Origin of the sequence: Elstera sp., from assembly GCF_044372965.1 — a bacterium.
Lineage (GTDB): Bacteria > Pseudomonadota > Alphaproteobacteria > Elsterales > Elsteraceae > Elstera.
Genome location: NZ_JBILQX010000071.1, coordinates 1 through 16076, shown reverse-complemented (window position 1 = coordinate 16076; position 16076 = coordinate 1). Strand labels below are relative to the sequence as shown.

The following is a 16076-nucleotide window of genomic DNA, read 5'->3' as shown; positions in this document are numbered from 1 at the left end:
CCCTGATGCACGCGGTTTTTCGGTCTATACCCTGTCGGATAAAGCCTCCGATAATATGACTGCCGCGCTGGCTGACCGTGAAAATGCCGCCGATTTTGTCGGCGGGCTCGACCTGTCGCACCATTCCCGGCAGGTGAAAACTATCCTGCTCGACCTGATGCACCGCGAGACGACGAATAACTCCCTCGCCCTCGCCCATGCCACTTTAGCGAAAATGACCCCGGCTTTCCCGCCGTTGCAAAAGCCGCATCGCCAGGCCAATTTCGCCGTGCTGCGCTCCCCCGATATCCCCTCGATTCTTGTGGAAATGGGGTTTTTGTCCAACCGGGAAGACGAAAAAGCCCTGCGGGGGGAGGCGTATCAGCGCAAACTCGCAAGTCGCCTAACCTTGGCGGTCGACGCTTTTTTTACCGTCTAGACGCCCGCCCCGTCTCTTCAGTTCAGCGTTAATTCTGTGCCTGCGCAGCTTTGCGCAGGCATCCGATGGTTCTGTGGTATTTTTTAACAATTTCTCGCACTGCGACACTCTGCTAAAACACATCATTGGTTGCTATTGCGTGATAATAATTCTCTTTTTAGGCGGGATTTTATCGGTAGGCGATCTTTTTAAAGGTGTGGAGTATTGCCATGTTAAGCAAATTGAGTGTTAAGCAAAAATTATGGATTATTTTAGGTCTTTCAACCCTATCTGTAATCGTTATTAGCGGAATTATAACCTATATTATGCGCGCGCAAATGATGGAGGATCGGTTCGCGAAGCTCCGCGCGGTAACGGATTTAGCCTATTCGAGCGCGCAATATTATGAAAACCAGGTAACGCAAGGGCGTATCCCCCGGGAGCAAGCGCTGAAAGAATTTCACGATCATCTTTCTGCGATGCGATACGAGAACGGTCAAAATTACATCGCCGCCGCTACCTTGGACGGGGTGATGCTAATTAATCCGGTCGTGCCGCAGTTGGAGGGAAAGGATGCAACCGGCCTGAAAGATAGCCAGGGCAAGCCGATCATCACGGCGCAAATGGCCTTGATGCGCGAAAAATCAGAAGCTCAACTGAATTATTACTTTAAAAAACTAGGGTCTGATCAGCCGGTTTTAAAAATTAATCATATGAAGCGTTTCGATCCCTGGGGAATTTACATAACAAGTGGTGTTTATATCGATGATGTTGATAAAGTTTTTAATGATCTAATCAAGCAAATTGGCGCTCTCCTCCTGCTCTTCGTTGGGGTCATGGCCTTCATCATTTATATGATTGGCCGCAATATCACGCTCCCCCTGGCGTTGATCGACCGGCGCATGGCGAGTTTGGCGGCGGGGGATTTGACCAGCCGGATCGATATCGGTCAGCGCCGCGACGAGATTGGCCGGATGGCCGAGACGCTGCAATCCTTCCAAAGCCAGCTTCAGGAAGCCGAGGTTCTGCGTGAGGATCAAGCCCGGGACCAGGCTCAAAAGCTCGATCATGCCCGGATCATCGAAGCGAGCATCCGCGCGTTCGAACAGAGTATCGGCGCTGTTATCCAACAAGTGAATACCGCCGCCGCCCAATTGGAAACCACCGCCGAGGGCATGGCGACCACTTCGCAGCAAACCTCGCAACGCTCATCCGATGTGGCCGCCTCCGCCGAGCAGGCCACGCAGGGCGTGCAAACCGTCGCTTCGGCAACGGTTGAACTTAGCGCGTCGATTGCCGAAATCGGACAGCGCGTGTCGGAATCAACGCGCATGATCGAACAGGCGGTCGCGCAAACGGGCAGCAGTAACGAGAAAGTGCAAGATTTGGCCGAAACAGCCAATCGTATCAGCCTTGTCGTTAAGCTTATCGCCGATATTGCCGGGCAGACCAATCTGCTGGCCCTTAATGCCACAATCGAAGCCGCGCGGGCGGGGGATGCGGGCAAAGGCTTTGCGGTCGTGGCGTCGGAAGTGAAGGCGCTGGCAAACCAAACCGCCCGGGCAACCGAAGAAATTTCGGCGCAAGTCCAGGCCATTCAGGCGGCTACCCAAAGTTCGGCGGCCTCCATTCGGCAGGTCACGGCGACGATGTTGGAGGTGAATAATACCAGCGGCGTCATCGCCAATGCCGTCGTCAATCAAGGGGCTGCGACGCAGGAAATCGCCCGCAACGCCCAAGACGTGGCGCATCGCACCTCGGACGTGTCGGGAATGGTCGGCGACGTTTCGTCGGCGGCGCGAAATCTTAAAAATTCGGCTGAATTTGTGCTGACCGCGGCTGCGGACCTGCGCCAGAGCGGGATGATGCTGGACCAGCAGGTCAATAGCTTCCTCGGGAAAGTGCGGGCGGCGCGATAGCCGGAAGATTTGTTGCTGCGAGAGGTGCAAGACGCCGACCCGTTTCCTAAGTATAATGCGCGGCGGGCGGTTTGGTCCGCCCGAGAGGTCCGCAAGGGCGCGCGATAAGGGAGTGGGAGCGGGTGAGGATCTTGCGTCAAGGGCTAGCGATTATCTTGGCCGCTCTCGTGGCAGTCTCCCATCCTCTTCCGGCGTTGGTTAGCGCGCGTACCGTCGCGACGCTGATCGCGGCCGCTCCTGCGGCGGTGGCGCTGTGGAGTGACGGGGCCGAGGCGCGCAGCAGCGGCGGCCGCTCCAGTGGCGGCTATTCGCGCTCTGGCAGCAGCAGTTCGCGCACCCCCTCGTTTTCCGGCAATAGCGGCTCCTCCGGCGGCTACAGCCGCCCGAGTGCGACACCGAGTGCGCCCAGCCGTACCCCCTCGCTCTCGTCCAGCGACCGCGATGCCTCGCGCGCTACGTCCCGGCAGGGCCTTTCGGATTTCCAGGCGAAACAGGCCCCTGCGGCCCCCCGAAGCGGCACCGGCAGCGTGCCGAATGCCGGGAGCGGCCCTTTCTCGTCGAACAGCGGCGGCAGTTACACCACCAGCAGCGGCTTGCGCGTCCCGCGCCAAAACCCCGCCTATCAGCAATATGTACCGCCCTATTATGCCGGGCCGTCGCGCTTCGGCATGATGGATGCGGCCATGCTGTTCTTCATGATGAATTCGCTCAGCACGCCGAGCCACGCCGCCTTTTTCCACAATCGCGCCGAAGACCCCAGCTATCTCGCCTGGCGTGCGGAGGCCGATAAGCTGGCGCAGACCGATCCGGAGATGAAGGCTAAGCTCGCCGAAGTCGACCGGTCGATCGCCGCCCAAGCGGGTAAGCCGCGCGATCCGAATTATCTGCCGCCCGATGTGGCGCAGGAGGAAAGCAGCGGCTTCGGCTGGGGTTGGGTCATCGTGCTGCTCGTCGTGGGCGGTGCCGTCTATTGGTTTATCCTGCGGCGGCGCAATAAGCCCGCCGCGTCAGCGGAGAGTGATATGGGATCGACCCCTTTTGGGCTGGGCAAAAGCATTCTTCAGAATAAGGTTTCCGGTAAAACCCTCTACCGGCCCGATTATTTGCGCCTCGGCATGGGGCTAACGCTCGACCCCTCCTCCTTCATTCTGTTGGGGCCGACCTCCCCCGTGCCGCGCCCGGCCAATGGGGGCGGGGTGGTGAGCGTGACGGCGATCAGCACGCTCGCGGGGGAAAAAGACAGCGCGACCGCACCAACCCTCGCGTGGCTAACAATTGGCGAGCAAAGCTTCGTTGAAGTGGCGCTTTCGGCCCAGGGAAAGCCCGATACCGCGCGCTATTTCGCCAAGATCGATGAAGTTTTTCCGGCGGATGCCGACGAATGGGCTTTTTGGCTGGCCAAGGAAGACGGGATGATCGGCTGGCCCGAGTTCCAAACCAAAGCAGGCCATACCTACACGCGCCAATGGCTCCCCGGCGAGCGCCGCATTGCCCCGCGCCGCCTGACCGAGACGCGCGAAACCCCCGACGGGGTGATGGAACGCACCGTATCGGCTATGCTCTATGCGCGTGACACCGGTCTGAAGGCCCCTGCGCCGGAAGCCGAGTATCTGCTGGTCTTCGCCTCGGAAACGCCCGATGAAGCCTGGGTAGAACTCTACCTCGGTATCGATTTGCCCCTCTCCAGTTTGGGACTTGCCTAATGACCGATATTCTCGCCGGGCTCGCCACGGGTCTGCCCCTTTTGGTGATGCACTTCCTGATCACCGCCATTCTGCTGGTCGTCGGTGTCGGCTTGCACGCGCTGCTGACGCCGATGAAAGAGCGGGAGTTGGTGGCTGCGGGCAATACCGCCGCCGCCGTTAGCCTGTCGGCGGCAACCCTCGGCCTCGCCCTGCCGCTGGGGGCGACCCTCGCCACCGCGCAGACGGTGCTCGATATTCTTATTTGGGGCGCGATTGGCGTCGTCGTGCAGGTGGCGATTTTCACCATCGCCCGGCTCATCGCCCCATCGCTGCCGAGCCGGATTGAAAAGGGCGATATGGCCGCCGCGATTACGCTCGCGGGCTGGCAAATCGCTATCGGACTGTTAAACGCTGCCGCCTTGGTCGGCTAATTTTCATCAGGGGAAGACACGATGTTCGCCTTCATTAAGAATCTGCTGGGCGTTAAGGCCGATCAAGCGATTAAATCCGGTGTTGAAGCCTTGGTCCGTTGGGACCCGAAGGCCGCGACCGAGGCCGAATTGCGCACGATGGAACAGCATCTCGACCAATTGGGCCGCGAAGTTGCGCAAGCGCGCATCGCCCTCGATAAGGAAGAGAAAGAGGCCGATGCGATTGTGGCGCTCTACAATCAGCGCCTCGCCGCCGCCGAGCATCTGGGCGCGCAGGCCGCCGCTGAAACCGATCCGGCCAAGAAAGCCGCCGTCGAAAAAAGCCTGACGACCCTGCTCGATATGCTCGAACAAATGAGCCCCGATATCGAACGGGAAAAGCAAGACGCGGTCGATGCCGAAGAGTTTCTGCGGATGCTGGAGCAGACCTACGCCGAAGCGGGTAGCAAGCTGCGCAACGCCCGCGCCGATCTGGAACGCGCCCAGCGCGACCTTAGCCGCGCCGAACAGCAGCGCGCCGTCGCCGACCGTCAGGCCGAAGCCGCCCGCCGGGCCGCCGGTCTTGCCAGCACGACGGATGGTCTCGGCACGGCGCTGAAGGCCATGAAGGAAAGCGCCGAAAAGGAAAAGGTTTCCGCCGAAGCGCAACTCGCCAAGGCAAAGCTGCTCTCGCTTGGCAAGCCGGAAAAGGAAGACGCGAATATCGCTGCCGCGCTTGCGGCTGCCAGCGGCAAGCTTCCCGCCGGACAAGCCGATGCCAATGCGCGGCTTGCCGCCCTGCGCGGGGCGCAAAAGGCACTGCCGTCGGGGTAGGTCAGTCAGGGACGCTGTCCCCGACACCTCTGGACAAGGGGCTAGCCCCTTGTCGATCCCTTTAGCGGGATGGGATTTAGGCCGTCTTTCGGCGTGAACCCGAGGGAATCGGGATTTCTAAGGGGCCGTAGCCCCTTAGATGGGGCGCGGGGCAAAGCCCCGCATCCTCACTCCTTCGGCGCGGTCCAGGGTTTCGCCTGCGGGGCAGGCGGCGGGGCGACGAAATTGGCGGGCAGGGCTTTTGGGCGCGCGCCGAAGCTGTCGATGCAGGTTTTCTTGACGCCGGAATCGTCGATAGTGCCGCATTCCACCTTTTCGCGGATTTCGCGGAACCAGGGGCTATTATTGATGAGCGCGGTATAGCGCTTTTCGGCGGCGGGATTGCTCGGCGGGCCGTCCGGGCGGGCGTCGCTATCGGGAACGGCAAGGGCGGCGGGAACCGATTTCACCGCAGGCGGCGTTGCCGGTTTCATCGGCACGATCACGGCGGCGGGCTGCATCCGCACGGCGGGGCGCGGCTGGGCTTCCAGAGTCTCGACCCCTACCCAGTTGAAGCCGAAGGCAAAGCCGGTGGACAGGCCGAGCACGAGGCCCCCGGTGATAATTCCTAACGCTCGCATCGGTCCGTCTCCCTTCTGGATCAGCGGCCTACTCTATCGGCGTCCTGGGGGCGACTCCAGCATGTATGACGCGATTGGGGTGGATTCTCCCGCAACCTCGCCAAAATTTGACATAGCTTGGCCGATCTTTCATCGTGAACAGCGGAAGGAGAGCGCCCGATGAGCACCCTGAATATCTCGATGCCCGAGGCGATGCGGGAGTATATCGAAACCCAAGCCACGCGCGGCAATTACTCGGCCAGCGAATATGTGCGGCATTTGATCCGGGAAGATCAAAAGCGCCAGTCGGAGGACGAGCGCAAGCTGCTGTGGGAGTATCTCGCCCTCTGTGCGCAGCAGTTGGACGAAGGCGATACGGTTGAGATTACCGCCGATGAGGTTCTGGCACGGGGCCGTGCGCGTCGTCAGCGGATAGCCTCCTAAGAATGGCGCGGATTTCATTCTCCCAGCACATCGACCGTGTCCTGGATGAGATCGAAGAATATTCGGCGCTTTCCTGGGGCGATGCGCGGGCCGAACGTTATATCCGCGATATTTTCCGCGCCTTCGATCTGCTCGCGGAAAACCCCGAGCTTGGCCGCTATCGCGCCGATCTGCCGCCGCCCTATCTGGCCTATTCGGTCGGTAGTCACTTGATCGTCTACCGCTACGATCAACCCTCCGATCAGGTTCAAGTGTTGACCCTTCTGCACCCGGCGATGGATGTTTCCGCCCAGGTGCGGGAATTGTTGACCCGGCGGCTGGCGCAGAAGCGCACCCCCTAAACGCGAGACCCCATGCCGCTGCATATAAAAACCCCGCTTCTCCCCTCTTCCGCGCTTAGCCGCGCGGCGGGCCGGTCGATTGTTTTGAAAATGGAAGCCCTGCAACCGTCCGGTTCGTTCAAGCTGCGCGGTATCGGCCATGCCTGCGAAACTTATAAGGCGCGCGGGGCGCAGCGGTTTATCGCGTCGTCGGGCGGGAATGCCGGGCTCGCGGTGGCCTATGCCGGGCGGGCGCTGGCGGTTCCGGTGACGGTGGTCGTGCCGGAGACTACACCCCTGCGCGCGCGTCAGCTTCTCGATTTGGAGGGGGCAGAGGTCATCGTCCAGGGTGCCTCGTGGCAGGAGGCCAATGAGCGCGCGCAATCGATGATCGGGGCGGCGGACGCCTTCATTCACCCGTTCGATAATCCGTTGCTGTGGGAAGGCCACGCCAGCATGATCGATGAGGTTGCGGAAAGCGGCGCGCGCCCCGATGCGGTCGCTCTCTCGGTCGGCGGTGGCGGGCTTTTGTCCGGGGTCGTTGAGGGCTTGCAGCGGAACGGTTGGGGCGGTGTGCCGGTGGTGGCGGTCGAGACTCACGGGGCGGCGTCCCTTGGCGCGGCGGCGGTAGCGGGCGAGCGCGTGACCTTGGACGCGATCACGACGATTGCCACCTCGCTCGGCGCGAAACAAATCTGCGCGCGGGCGTTTGACCTCTTGGCGCAGCATCCGATTTTGCCCGTCCAAGTGTCCGATGCCGAGGCTTTAGAGGCCTGCGCCCGCTTTCTCGACGATCATCGGGTTCTGGTCGAACCCGCTTGCGGGGCGAGCCTTGCGCTCGCGTATGGCGCGGCGGAAGTGCTTGCGCCGTTTAGCACTATTCTGATGATCGTGTGCGGCGGCAGCACGATGAGCCTCGCGCAGATGCAGGAGTGGCAGCAGCGCCCCTCATAGGAAATTATACGGGTCAATATCCACCACCAGTTTCACCGGCTTCGGCAATTCGACCCGGCTGATCCAGTCGCGGATTAAGCCCTGAGCCAGTTTCTCGCGCGGGGTTTTAATCAAGAAGCGCCAGCGGTAGAGGCCGCGCAGCATGAACAGCGGCGCGGGGGCGGGGCCGAGGATGGTCACGTCTGGCGCGTGCGGTGCGGCCCGGCTCAGGCGGCGGGCGGCCTGTTCGGCCATTTCGGGGCTGGGGGCGGAGAGAATGATTGCGGCGAGCCGCCCATAGGGGGGCATCGTGTGGGTGCGGCGGTCGTCCATTTCGGCGGCGATGAAACGGTCGCGGTCGCCCGCTAGGAGGGCGGCGATCACCGGATGCTCCGGCTGGAGCGTCTGCATCAGCACCCGCCCCGGATGCTCCGCGCGCCCGGCCCGGCCCGCGACTTGGTGGAGCACTTGAAACGTCCGCTCGCCCGCGCGCAAATCGCCGCCTGCAAGGCCTAAATCGGCATCGACGATCCCAACGAGGGTGAGATGGGGGAAATGGTGGCCCTTGGCCATCATTTGTGTGCCGACCAGCAGATCGATCCGCCGCTCTTGCACCTCGGTAATCAGATCATGCATCGCCTTGGCCGACCCGAGCACGTCCGACGCCATCACCGCAAGGCGCGCGTCGGGGAACAGCGCCGCCGCCTCCTCCGCCACGCGCTCCACACCGGGGCCGCAGGCGACCAGCGCGTCTTCGGTCCCGCACGATGGGCAGGCGGGCGGCACGGGTTGGGTATGGCCGCAATGGTGGCACAGCAGCCGCCCGCGCCCGCGATGCTCCACCAGCCAGGCCGAACAGTTCGGGCACTCAAAGCGGTAACCGCAGGTGCGGCACAGGGTGAGCGGCGCATAGCCCCGGCGGTTGAGAAACAGCATCGCCTGCTCGCCGCGCCCCAGGGTTTCGGCAATCGCATCGCGCAGGGGGATCGACAGAAACGCCCCGCGCGGGGGCGGGCTGCGGCGCAGATCGATAGCGGCGATCTCCGGCATTTCCGCAACGCCGTGGCGCTCGGGCAGGCGCGTGCAATGGAAGCGCCCGGCTTCAACATTCGCCAAGCTTTCGAGCGAGGGGGTGGCCGAGGCGAGCAGGATCGGCACCCCTTCCAGCCGGGCGCGGACCACCGCCATATCGCGAGCGTTATAGAGCACGCCCTCCTCCTGCTTGAAGCTCGCCTCATGTTCCTCATCGACGACGATCAGGCCGAGATGATCCAGCGGCAAAAACAAGGCCGAGCGCGCGCCGACGACCACCGGGGCCTGCCCCAAAGCGATGCGCCGCCAGCTTTTGCGCCGCGAGGCTGGCGTGAGATGCGAGTGCCACACCAAAGGGTCGGCCCCGAAGCGACTGCGGAACCGCTCCAGCCACTGCGTCGAGAGGGCGATTTCCGGCAGCAGGACCAGCACCTGTTTACCGTCGGCCAAGGCGGCAGCGATAGCGGCGAAATAGACTTCCGTTTTGCCCGAGCCGGTCACGCCATCGAGCAGCGTGACGGCGAAACCGCTCGTTCGCACCTGAGTGCAGAGGGAATCGGCGGCGGCCTGCTGATCGTCGGAAAAATCCGCACCGCGCCAGCGATAGGGTGGCGGCGGGGTAAGCTCCGGGGCAACGCTGACGCTCTCAAGCCAGCCCGTGCGCAGCAGCCCGGTAATCACCGCAGGGCTAACCCCGCCAGCGCGGGCGAGGTCGGCGGGCGTCATCGCCGCCTCTTCCTCAAGCACGGTGAGAACCTGCTTGCGGGCCGCCGTCAAGGCACCGTCGCCGCCGATGCGCGTGAGGCGCACCAGCTTCGTCGGCTCCGGCGCGTCGAGCGCGTCGGGCACGCTGAGGCCCATGCGTAGGACCGCGCCGGGGGGGCTCAGCGTATAGGCGGCGACCCAATCGATGAGCTTGCGCAAGGGTTCGGTCATCGGCGGCACCGGGTAGGCTGGGCCGATTGGTTTCAGGCGGCGCGCGGCGATTACCTCTCCCCCGTCGGGTCGGTCCCAAACCACGCCCGGCAGAAACCGGCTGCCGAGTGGCACCGTGCAGATGGTACCGGGGGCGGGCATACCCTCCCCCTCCGGCACGGCATAATCGTACAACTCGCCCAAGGGGAGCGGCAGCAGCACCGAAACCCGGCGCGGTTCAGGGGGATCGATTAGGAGCGATGCGGGCCGATCCTGCGCCTCGGGCCTAGCGGGACGGCGGGTCATCGGCTAAAGTCGCGCTGTGATACATCCCAGGCGGGGCCTGGGGCGAAAACTTCGGGCGGGCAGTCCGCCAAGGCTAAGGGAAGAAGCATCAGGATGAAGTTCTTTATCGACACGGCCGACGTTGCGGAAATTAAAGCCCTGGTGCCCACCGGGCTGGTGGACGGCGTGACTACCAATCCCTCCTTGGTAGCGAAAACCGGCCGTAAGTTCACGGATGTTATCGCCGAAATCTGCGAAATCGTCGAAGGCCCGGTTTCGGCGGAAGTGGCCGCGACCGATTTCGAGACGATGCTGAAGGAAGGTCTGCACCTCGCCGCCATCGCCAAGAACGTCACCGTCAAGCTGCCGCTGACCGTCGATGGGCTCAAGACCTGCAAGCATTTGTCGGATAAGGGCATTCAAACCAACGTCACCCTCTGCTTCTCCCCGGCGCAAGCGCTGCTGGCGGCCAAAGCGGGCGCGACCTTCATTTCCCCCTTCGTCGGGCGCTTGGATGATATCGGCCACGACGGCATGGGCCTGATTGCCGAAATCATCGAGATTTATTCGGCCTATCCGAATTTCACCACCGAAGTGCTGGTCGCCTCGGTACGCAATCCGACCCATATCATCGAAGCCGCCAAGATGGGGGCCGATGTTTCGACCTTGCCGCCCTCGCTGCTGTGGATGCTCTACAAGCACCCGCTGACCGAGCGCGGCCTTGAGACCTTCTTGAAAGATTGGGCCGCAACGGGCCAATCGATCCTTTAGGTCGGGAGCAAGGGAATGGACGAGCGCAGCGTGGATCAGACCGGACGGCAGGGGGAAGCGGTGGCGAAGGTGAAAGCCGACGCGCTGACCGATGCTGCGGTGCTGACCTACCTGCGCCGCAATCCCGATTTTCTGGTGCGGCACCCCGATATTGCCGGGGTTCTGATCCCGCCCGTGCGCGCGATGGGCGAGGGGGTTGTTGATCTTCAGCAGTTCATCGTCCAAAAACTGCGCTCGGACATCAGCCGCCTGAAGCTTAATCAGCGCAAGCTGATTGCCACTAGCCGCAATAATCTCGTGAGCCAAGGCCGGGTGCATGCGGCGATTATCGCCCTTATCGGCGCGCGCAGTTTTGAAGATTTCATCACGGTGCTGACCGACGAGCTTGCTAGCCTGCTCGATGTGGACGCCGTGGGTTTCTGCCTCGAAGCCAGCGGCGAAGGCACGGTTGCAGCCAATAGTAATGTGCGGATTCTGCCCGTTGGTATGATCGATCAACTCCTGGGCAGCGAAGCCGTGGTGTTGCGCGCCGATATTTCCGGCGAGCCCGAGATTTATGGCGAGGAACTGGCGGGCCTTGCGCGCTCGGACGCGCTCATTCGCCTGCACGTCTCCAGCCAAGCGCCCGCCGCGTTGCTGGCTTTGGGGGCACGGCGACCGGGGATTTTCCATCCGGGCCAGGGCACGGAACTCATCGGCTTTTTGGCCGAAACGGTGGAAATCACTACCCGCGCCTGGCTCGATCTCGACGAGTAACCGCGCGTGTTGCCCGCTGGGCTTACTTTCACCGCCGCGCCCGATTTGGCGGAGGCGCTGACCGGCTGGATGTTGTGGCTAGGAGCGGAAAAGCGCGCCTCTAAGCACACACTCGATGGCTATGGGCGCGATTTGGCGGCCTTCCTGCTGTTTCTCACGGAGCATCGCGGCGAAATTCCGGCCCTGTCCGGGCTTGCTAGCCTAACGCCGACCGATATTCGCGCCTTTCTCGCCCGCCGCACCGAAGCCGGGATTTCGCGCGCGTCGCTCGCGCGGGGGCTCTCAGCGTTGCGCAGCCTGTTCGGGCGGCTCGATCACTTGGGGCTGGTACAAAACCCGGTGATGAGCGCCATTCGCACGCCGCGCCTGCCCAAAACCGCGCCGCGCGCGCTGAGCGAGGCCGAGGCGGCTGATAGTCTCGACCATATCGCCGAAATCGCCAGCGAGCCTTGGCTGGGCGACCGGGATTTAGCGCTGATTACCTTGCTTTACGGCTGCGGCTTGCGCCTGGGCGAAGCCCTCGGTTTGACCCGTGCCGAAGCCCCCCTGTCGGATGTTCTCCGGGTGCGTGGGAAGGGCGGCAAGGAGCGGATCGTGCCGGTTCTGCCGATCATTGCGGACGCCGTGCGCGCCTATCTCGCCGCCTGCCCGTTCCCGTTGCCCCCCGAGGGGCCATTGTTCGTCGGCGCGCGCGGCGGGCCACTTAATCCGGGGGTAGTGCAGCGGCAGATTCGCCGCTTGCGGGTGGTGCTCGCCCTGCCCGATACCGCGACGCCCCACGCGCTGCGCCATAGTTTCGCGACGCATCTTCTCGCCTCCGGGGGCGAACTTCGGGCCATTCAGGAATTGCTGGGGCACGCCTCGCTGTCGACAACCCAGCGTTACACCGAAGTCGATGCTGCGCGGCTGATGGCCGTTCACCGTGCCGCGCACCCGCGCTCCCGCCGCGCCATTCCAAATTAGCATTCAGTTAAAATTGTATTATTTGTGCATGTGCAGCACGTTTGCATGTGTCAGCACACTAACGCGCATGGCAAACGCAGAACAATAAAAAAATTCAAGCTGTTTCTATTTTGCCTAAGCTGCCCGGAGACCGTAAAGATGAACTTTCTTGCAGATGCCCGCCTGTTTACCAAGCAAGCCACAATGATCTTCATTCAAGGGCTTCTCACTTTGATGGTTGGGGTGCTGGGGGTAGTATTAGTAGAATCATCGTCTAGTTCTACAATTTTATTATGGGTGACGGCCGGGTCTGTGCTCGTCGGGACAATCATCGGAACCACCATTGCGCGTTTCGGGATCGGTAATCCGCTCCGCAAAGCCTCATCGGCTCTGGCCCTGTTGGCCAGCGGCGATCTTGCAACCGCGATTCCGATGACCGAGCGAAAGGATGAAATTGGTACTATTCTGCGGGTTGCCGAGATTTTCCGCCATAATCTCACGGAAAATCAGCGCCTGACGGAGGAAACGCATAAGGGCGAGGTTGAGGCCGAGAAGCGGCGCATTTTGGCCGATCTCGCCCTGGATTTCGAAAAATCTGTGCGCGGCGTGTGCTATTCGGTCGGCCAAGCCGCAGGCGGTTTAAAAGGCACCGCGCAGGAAATGGCCAGCATGTCCGAGCAAACCTCGGGGCAGTCTTTTGCGGTCATCAGCGCAACCAAGCAGGCGAATCAGGCGGTAGAGACGGCTGCGCTCTCCTCGGACGAATTGTCGGCCTCGATTGCCGAAATTGGACGGCAAGTCGCACAATCCGCCGCTATCGCCCGCGTGGCTGCCCAGGATGCCCGGCAAACCTCCGGTTCAGTCGAAGGAATGGTGACGGCGGCTCAGAAAATTAATGAGGTCGTCCACCTTATTAACGAAATCGCCGCCCAAACCAATCTTCTTGCTTTGAATGCGACGATCGAGGCTGCGCGCGCTGGGGAAGCGGGGCGAGGATTTGCCGTTGTTGCATCCGAAATTAAATCGCTGGCGGCGCAAACTGCGAAAGCAACCGAGGAGATTTCGGAACAAGCCGAAGCGATTCAGGCGGCAACGCGATCGACCGCGACCGCGATCGCTGGGATTACGGATACGATTCTGCAAATCAACGATATTTCGGGCGGAATTGCCAAGGCGGTCGATCAGCAATCGACAGCAACGACCGAGATTGCGCGAAATGTGCAGGAGGCGGCGCGGGCAACGGGCGCGGTGGGGTTAACCCTCGTCGATATGTCGAAAGCGGCCAGCCAAACGGGAATGAGCGCGGCCGAGGTATTATCGGCAACCTCCGGACTGACCGATGAGTCCGCCCGTTTAATGCGGGAAGTCGATCAGTTTATTGACCGAATCCGGTCGGTATAACGCCCGGCCAGCCCCGCTGCGCGCGCATCACTAATAGGGGGGCCTGTCTTACGCGATGGCGTGTTTTTCGCGCAATAGGACAGGCTCTGCGACCCTTCAACATCGAATTCCCTTTATAAATCAAGAAGGTTCTGGGTTCCGTTCACGTAAACTGAATGACGTTATTGACAGCCCGTAAAAGTTGATTAATAGTTCTGCCTAATAAATCCTTAAAAAGAGGACTCCCTGGGGAGGGAACAAATATGAGCCTGTTAGGGGACACCCGGCTGTTTTGGAAACAGCTGACGTTGATCGCTGTTCAAGCGGTGCTAACGCTGATCGTCGGGCTTGTCGGGATCGAGGCTGCTGCCTCGCCTGCGGCGTCGGATCGGCTGCTGGTCATCACCATCGTCTGTATCGTGTTTGGCTGTTTTCAGGGGCTGGTGATTGCGCGTTTTGGCATCGGCAATCCGTTGCGCGCCGCGATTGCCGCCCTGCGTGGCTTGGCTGCGGGCGACGTGAATACCGCCATCCCGATGGTGCGTCGCCGCGATGAAATCGGCGATGTGCTGCGCGCTGCTGAGATTTTCCGCGAGAATATCATCCGAATTCAGCGGATGGATGCTGAAAAGCTCGAAACCGCCAGCAAGGCCGAGGCCGAAAAGCGCCGCCTGTTGACCGAACTCGCCGATGGTTTCGAAAGTTCGGTGCGTGGCGTCTGCCGCACCGTGGGAAGTGCTGCCGACGGGCTGAATGGCACCGCGCGGGAAATGGCGGCCCTGTCCGAACAAACCTCGCGTCAATCGCAGATGGTAAGTTCAGCCACCGATCAAGCGGCCCATTCGGTGCAAACGGTGGCCTCTGCCTCCGAAGAACTGGCGGCCTCGATTGGCGAGATTGGCCGTCAGGTGACGCAATCGGCCGCCATCGCCAGTTCCGCCGCCCATGACGCGCACCGCACGACTGAATCGGTGACGAGCATGGTGTCGGCCGCACAGCGGATTAATGATGTCGTTCATCTCATTAATGAGATCGCGGCACAAACAAATCTTCTTGCCCTGAACGCCACCATTGAAGCGGCGCGGGCGGGGGATGCTGGGCGCGGCTTTGCCGTGGTTGCCTCCGAAATCAAATCGCTGGCAACACAAACCTCCAAAGCGACCGAGGATATTGCCGAGCAGGCTGAAGCCATTCAAACCGCAACGCGCGGCGCGGCGGAATCGATCCAAGGCATTGCCGCTACCATTCTGCGCATCAACGATATTTCCAGCGGCATCGCGGCTGCCGTTGAACAGCAGTCGGCGGCAACGCGGGAAATTACCCGGAACGTGCAAGAAGCCGCCCGTTCCACCGAAGACGTTAGCCGTACCATTGCAGGCGTCTCCCAAGCGGCGGGGCAGGCCGGGTCTAGCGCGGCGCAGGTGCTCAACGCAACCTCGGGCCTCACCCGCGAAAGCTCGCATCTGATGAACGAGGTGGATCGGTTTATTGCGCGGATCCGGGCGGTTTAGCGGTTAGTCCCCGCCGAGTTGCAGCGTGCGAAGGGTATTGGTCACAATCTCGCCGAACTCGGTGAGATAGACCGAGCCCTTCACCGTGCGCTGAACCAGAATGGAGCGGCGGTCGGTCTGGTCCACCTTGCGTTTGGCAAGGCCCAGTTGCGAGAGCCGGTCGAGGGCGCGGGTAATGGCGGGTTTGGAGATATTGAGTTCGGCAGCGAGCCCCCGCACCGTATGGGGGGCAGGGGTAAGGTAAACGGTGAGCATCACCGCCATTTGCCGCGCGGTGAGGTCCGGCGACTCGCGCCGCACGCCTTCCACCGTCGTCAGGCGCCACATATCGAGCGCCATCGCGGTTTTCATCGGTTCCCGTGCCTCGGCCATTCTGGTCGCACTCGCCGCCAATCGTTACGCAACCAAATCAAGCTGCGGTATGACACGGCTTAAAGCAAGATGATTTGTGATCCTGAGAAATATGGCTTTCTCGTGGGTGGGGTTAGAGCGTTTCAATCAGCCGCCCGGCCCGGTTCTCTGCTTCCTCCAGCCAGAGGGCGCGCTGTTCGGGCGTGCTATTGGCGATAATGCGCAAAACCCAACGGTCGGTCCGTCGAACACCGCAGTAGGAGAGGAGGCAGTCGCGCCACATGCGCTCCAGAGGGTCGCCGAAGACGTCCTGCTCGCGGTCCGCGGCGGTATTGCTGGTATTGACGATCAGGGCGGCGCGGGTGCGCAGCAGCGGGATTGGTAAGCCGCCTTCGTCGATCTTTTTCTCGAAATCATAGGCCGCGCCGGGGGCAAAAACCCGATCGATCCAGCCTTTCAGCAGGGCGGGCGGGCCGCCCCACCAATTGGGGTGAACGACGACGAGCGCGTCAGCGGCGACAAGCCGGGCGATATGGGCCTGAACGGCGGGATCGTCCGTCGGCAGGCCCTTGGCTTCGCTAAGGGTCAAGCG

17 protein-coding genes are annotated in these 16076 nt (G+C 61.9%); 13 read left to right on the top strand and 4 right to left on the bottom strand.

Translation table 11 applies throughout. From position 1 onward, the window contains the following. The 5 genes from ACIQ36_RS10690 to ACIQ36_RS10670 form a co-directional block, all read left to right on the top strand. The coding region (locus ACIQ36_RS10690) for an N-acetylmuramoyl-L-alanine amidase (protein WP_395829015.1) at window positions 1–418 on the top strand (418 nt) is incomplete at its 5' end. 305 nt (window positions 419–723) lie between these two features. Continuing rightward, on the top strand, window positions 724–2316 hold the full coding sequence (locus tag ACIQ36_RS10685; protein WP_395829014.1) for a methyl-accepting chemotaxis protein: 1593 nt from the start codon (window positions 724–726) through the stop codon (window positions 2314–2316). A 122-nt stretch (window positions 2317–2438) separates the two neighbouring features. Beyond that, window positions 2439–4019: a DUF2491 family protein gene (locus ACIQ36_RS10680; protein WP_395829012.1), complete on the top strand. Its 1581-nt coding sequence runs from the start codon at window positions 2439–2441 to the stop codon at window positions 4017–4019. After that, window positions 4019–4432: a DUF350 domain-containing protein gene (locus tag ACIQ36_RS10675; RefSeq protein WP_395829010.1), complete on the top strand. Its 414-nt coding sequence runs from the start codon at window positions 4019–4021 to the stop codon at window positions 4430–4432. The genes ACIQ36_RS10680 and ACIQ36_RS10675 overlap by 1 nt, the downstream gene beginning before the upstream one ends. Before the next feature lie 21 nt (window positions 4433–4453). Beyond that, window positions 4454–5245 (top strand): hypothetical protein, encoded by a 792-nt coding sequence (locus ACIQ36_RS10670; protein WP_395829008.1) that lies wholly within the window; start codon window positions 4454–4456, stop codon window positions 5243–5245. 167 nt (window positions 5246–5412) lie between these two features. Here ACIQ36_RS10670 and ACIQ36_RS10665 read toward each other — a convergent pair whose 3' ends face one another. Further along, on the bottom strand, window positions 5413–5865 hold the full coding sequence (locus ACIQ36_RS10665) for a hypothetical protein (protein ID WP_395829006.1): 453 nt from the start codon (window positions 5863–5865) through the stop codon (window positions 5413–5415). Window positions 5866–6024: 159 nt separating this feature from the next. On the opposite strand from ACIQ36_RS10665, the gene ACIQ36_RS10660 reads away from it, so the two are divergent. Genes ACIQ36_RS10660 through ACIQ36_RS10650 form a run of 3 tightly spaced genes read left to right on the top strand, consistent with a single transcriptional unit; the run spans window position 6025 to window position 7562 of the window. Beyond that, window positions 6025–6288 (top strand): type II toxin-antitoxin system ParD family antitoxin, encoded by a 264-nt coding sequence (locus ACIQ36_RS10660; protein ID WP_395829004.1) that lies wholly within the window; start codon window positions 6025–6027, stop codon window positions 6286–6288. A gap of 2 nt (window positions 6289–6290) precedes the next feature. Then, complete coding sequence (locus ACIQ36_RS10655; RefSeq protein ID WP_395829002.1) at window positions 6291–6629, top strand: type II toxin-antitoxin system RelE/ParE family toxin; 339 nt, start codon at window positions 6291–6293, stop codon at window positions 6627–6629. Window positions 6630–6641: 12 nt separating this feature from the next. Next, complete coding sequence (locus ACIQ36_RS10650) at window positions 6642–7562, top strand: pyridoxal-phosphate dependent enzyme (RefSeq protein ID WP_395829001.1); 921 nt, start codon at window positions 6642–6644, stop codon at window positions 7560–7562. Here ACIQ36_RS10650 and ACIQ36_RS10645 read toward each other — a convergent pair. Beyond that, on the bottom strand, window positions 7557–9794 hold the full coding sequence (locus ACIQ36_RS10645; protein WP_395828999.1) for a primosomal protein N': 2238 nt from the start codon (window positions 9792–9794) through the stop codon (window positions 7557–7559). The genes ACIQ36_RS10650 and ACIQ36_RS10645 overlap by 6 nt on opposite strands. A gap of 93 nt (window positions 9795–9887) precedes the next feature. Here ACIQ36_RS10645 and fsa point away from each other — a divergent pair, with 93 nt between their 5' ends. The 5 genes from fsa to ACIQ36_RS10620 all read left to right on the top strand — a co-directional run bounded on the left by fsa (window position 9888) and on the right by ACIQ36_RS10620 (window position 15133). Beyond that, window positions 9888–10544, top strand: coding sequence for a fructose-6-phosphate aldolase (fsa, locus tag ACIQ36_RS10640; RefSeq protein WP_395828997.1), 657 nt, complete (start codon window positions 9888–9890; stop codon window positions 10542–10544). Window positions 10545–10559: 15 nt separating this feature from the next. Continuing rightward, complete coding sequence (locus ACIQ36_RS10635; protein WP_395828995.1) at window positions 10560–11300, top strand: DUF484 family protein; 741 nt, start codon at window positions 10560–10562, stop codon at window positions 11298–11300. A gap of 6 nt (window positions 11301–11306) precedes the next feature. Then, on the top strand, window positions 11307–12263 hold the full coding sequence (locus tag ACIQ36_RS10630) for a tyrosine recombinase XerC (RefSeq protein WP_395828993.1): 957 nt from the start codon (window positions 11307–11309) through the stop codon (window positions 12261–12263). A 291-nt stretch (window positions 12264–12554) separates the two neighbouring features. Next, window positions 12555–13643 carry a methyl-accepting chemotaxis protein gene (locus ACIQ36_RS10625; protein WP_395828991.1) on the top strand — a complete coding sequence of 363 codons (1089 nt, stop codon included), beginning with the start codon at window positions 12555–12557 and terminating at the stop codon, window positions 13641–13643. 242 nt (window positions 13644–13885) lie between these two features. Beyond that, window positions 13886–15133: a methyl-accepting chemotaxis protein gene (locus ACIQ36_RS10620; RefSeq protein ID WP_395828989.1), complete on the top strand. Its 1248-nt coding sequence runs from the start codon at window positions 13886–13888 to the stop codon at window positions 15131–15133. Window positions 15134–15136: 3 nt separating this feature from the next. On the opposite strand, the gene ACIQ36_RS10615 is transcribed toward ACIQ36_RS10620, so the two are convergent. After that, window positions 15137–15505 carry a MarR family transcriptional regulator gene (locus ACIQ36_RS10615; RefSeq protein WP_395828987.1) on the bottom strand — a complete coding sequence of 123 codons (369 nt, stop codon included), beginning with the start codon at window positions 15503–15505 and terminating at the stop codon, window positions 15137–15139. Between the two features lie 112 nt (window positions 15506–15617). Next, a partial coding sequence (locus ACIQ36_RS10610; protein ID WP_395828985.1) for an NAD(P)H-dependent oxidoreductase occupies window positions 15618–16076 on the bottom strand: 459 nt, incomplete at its 5' end.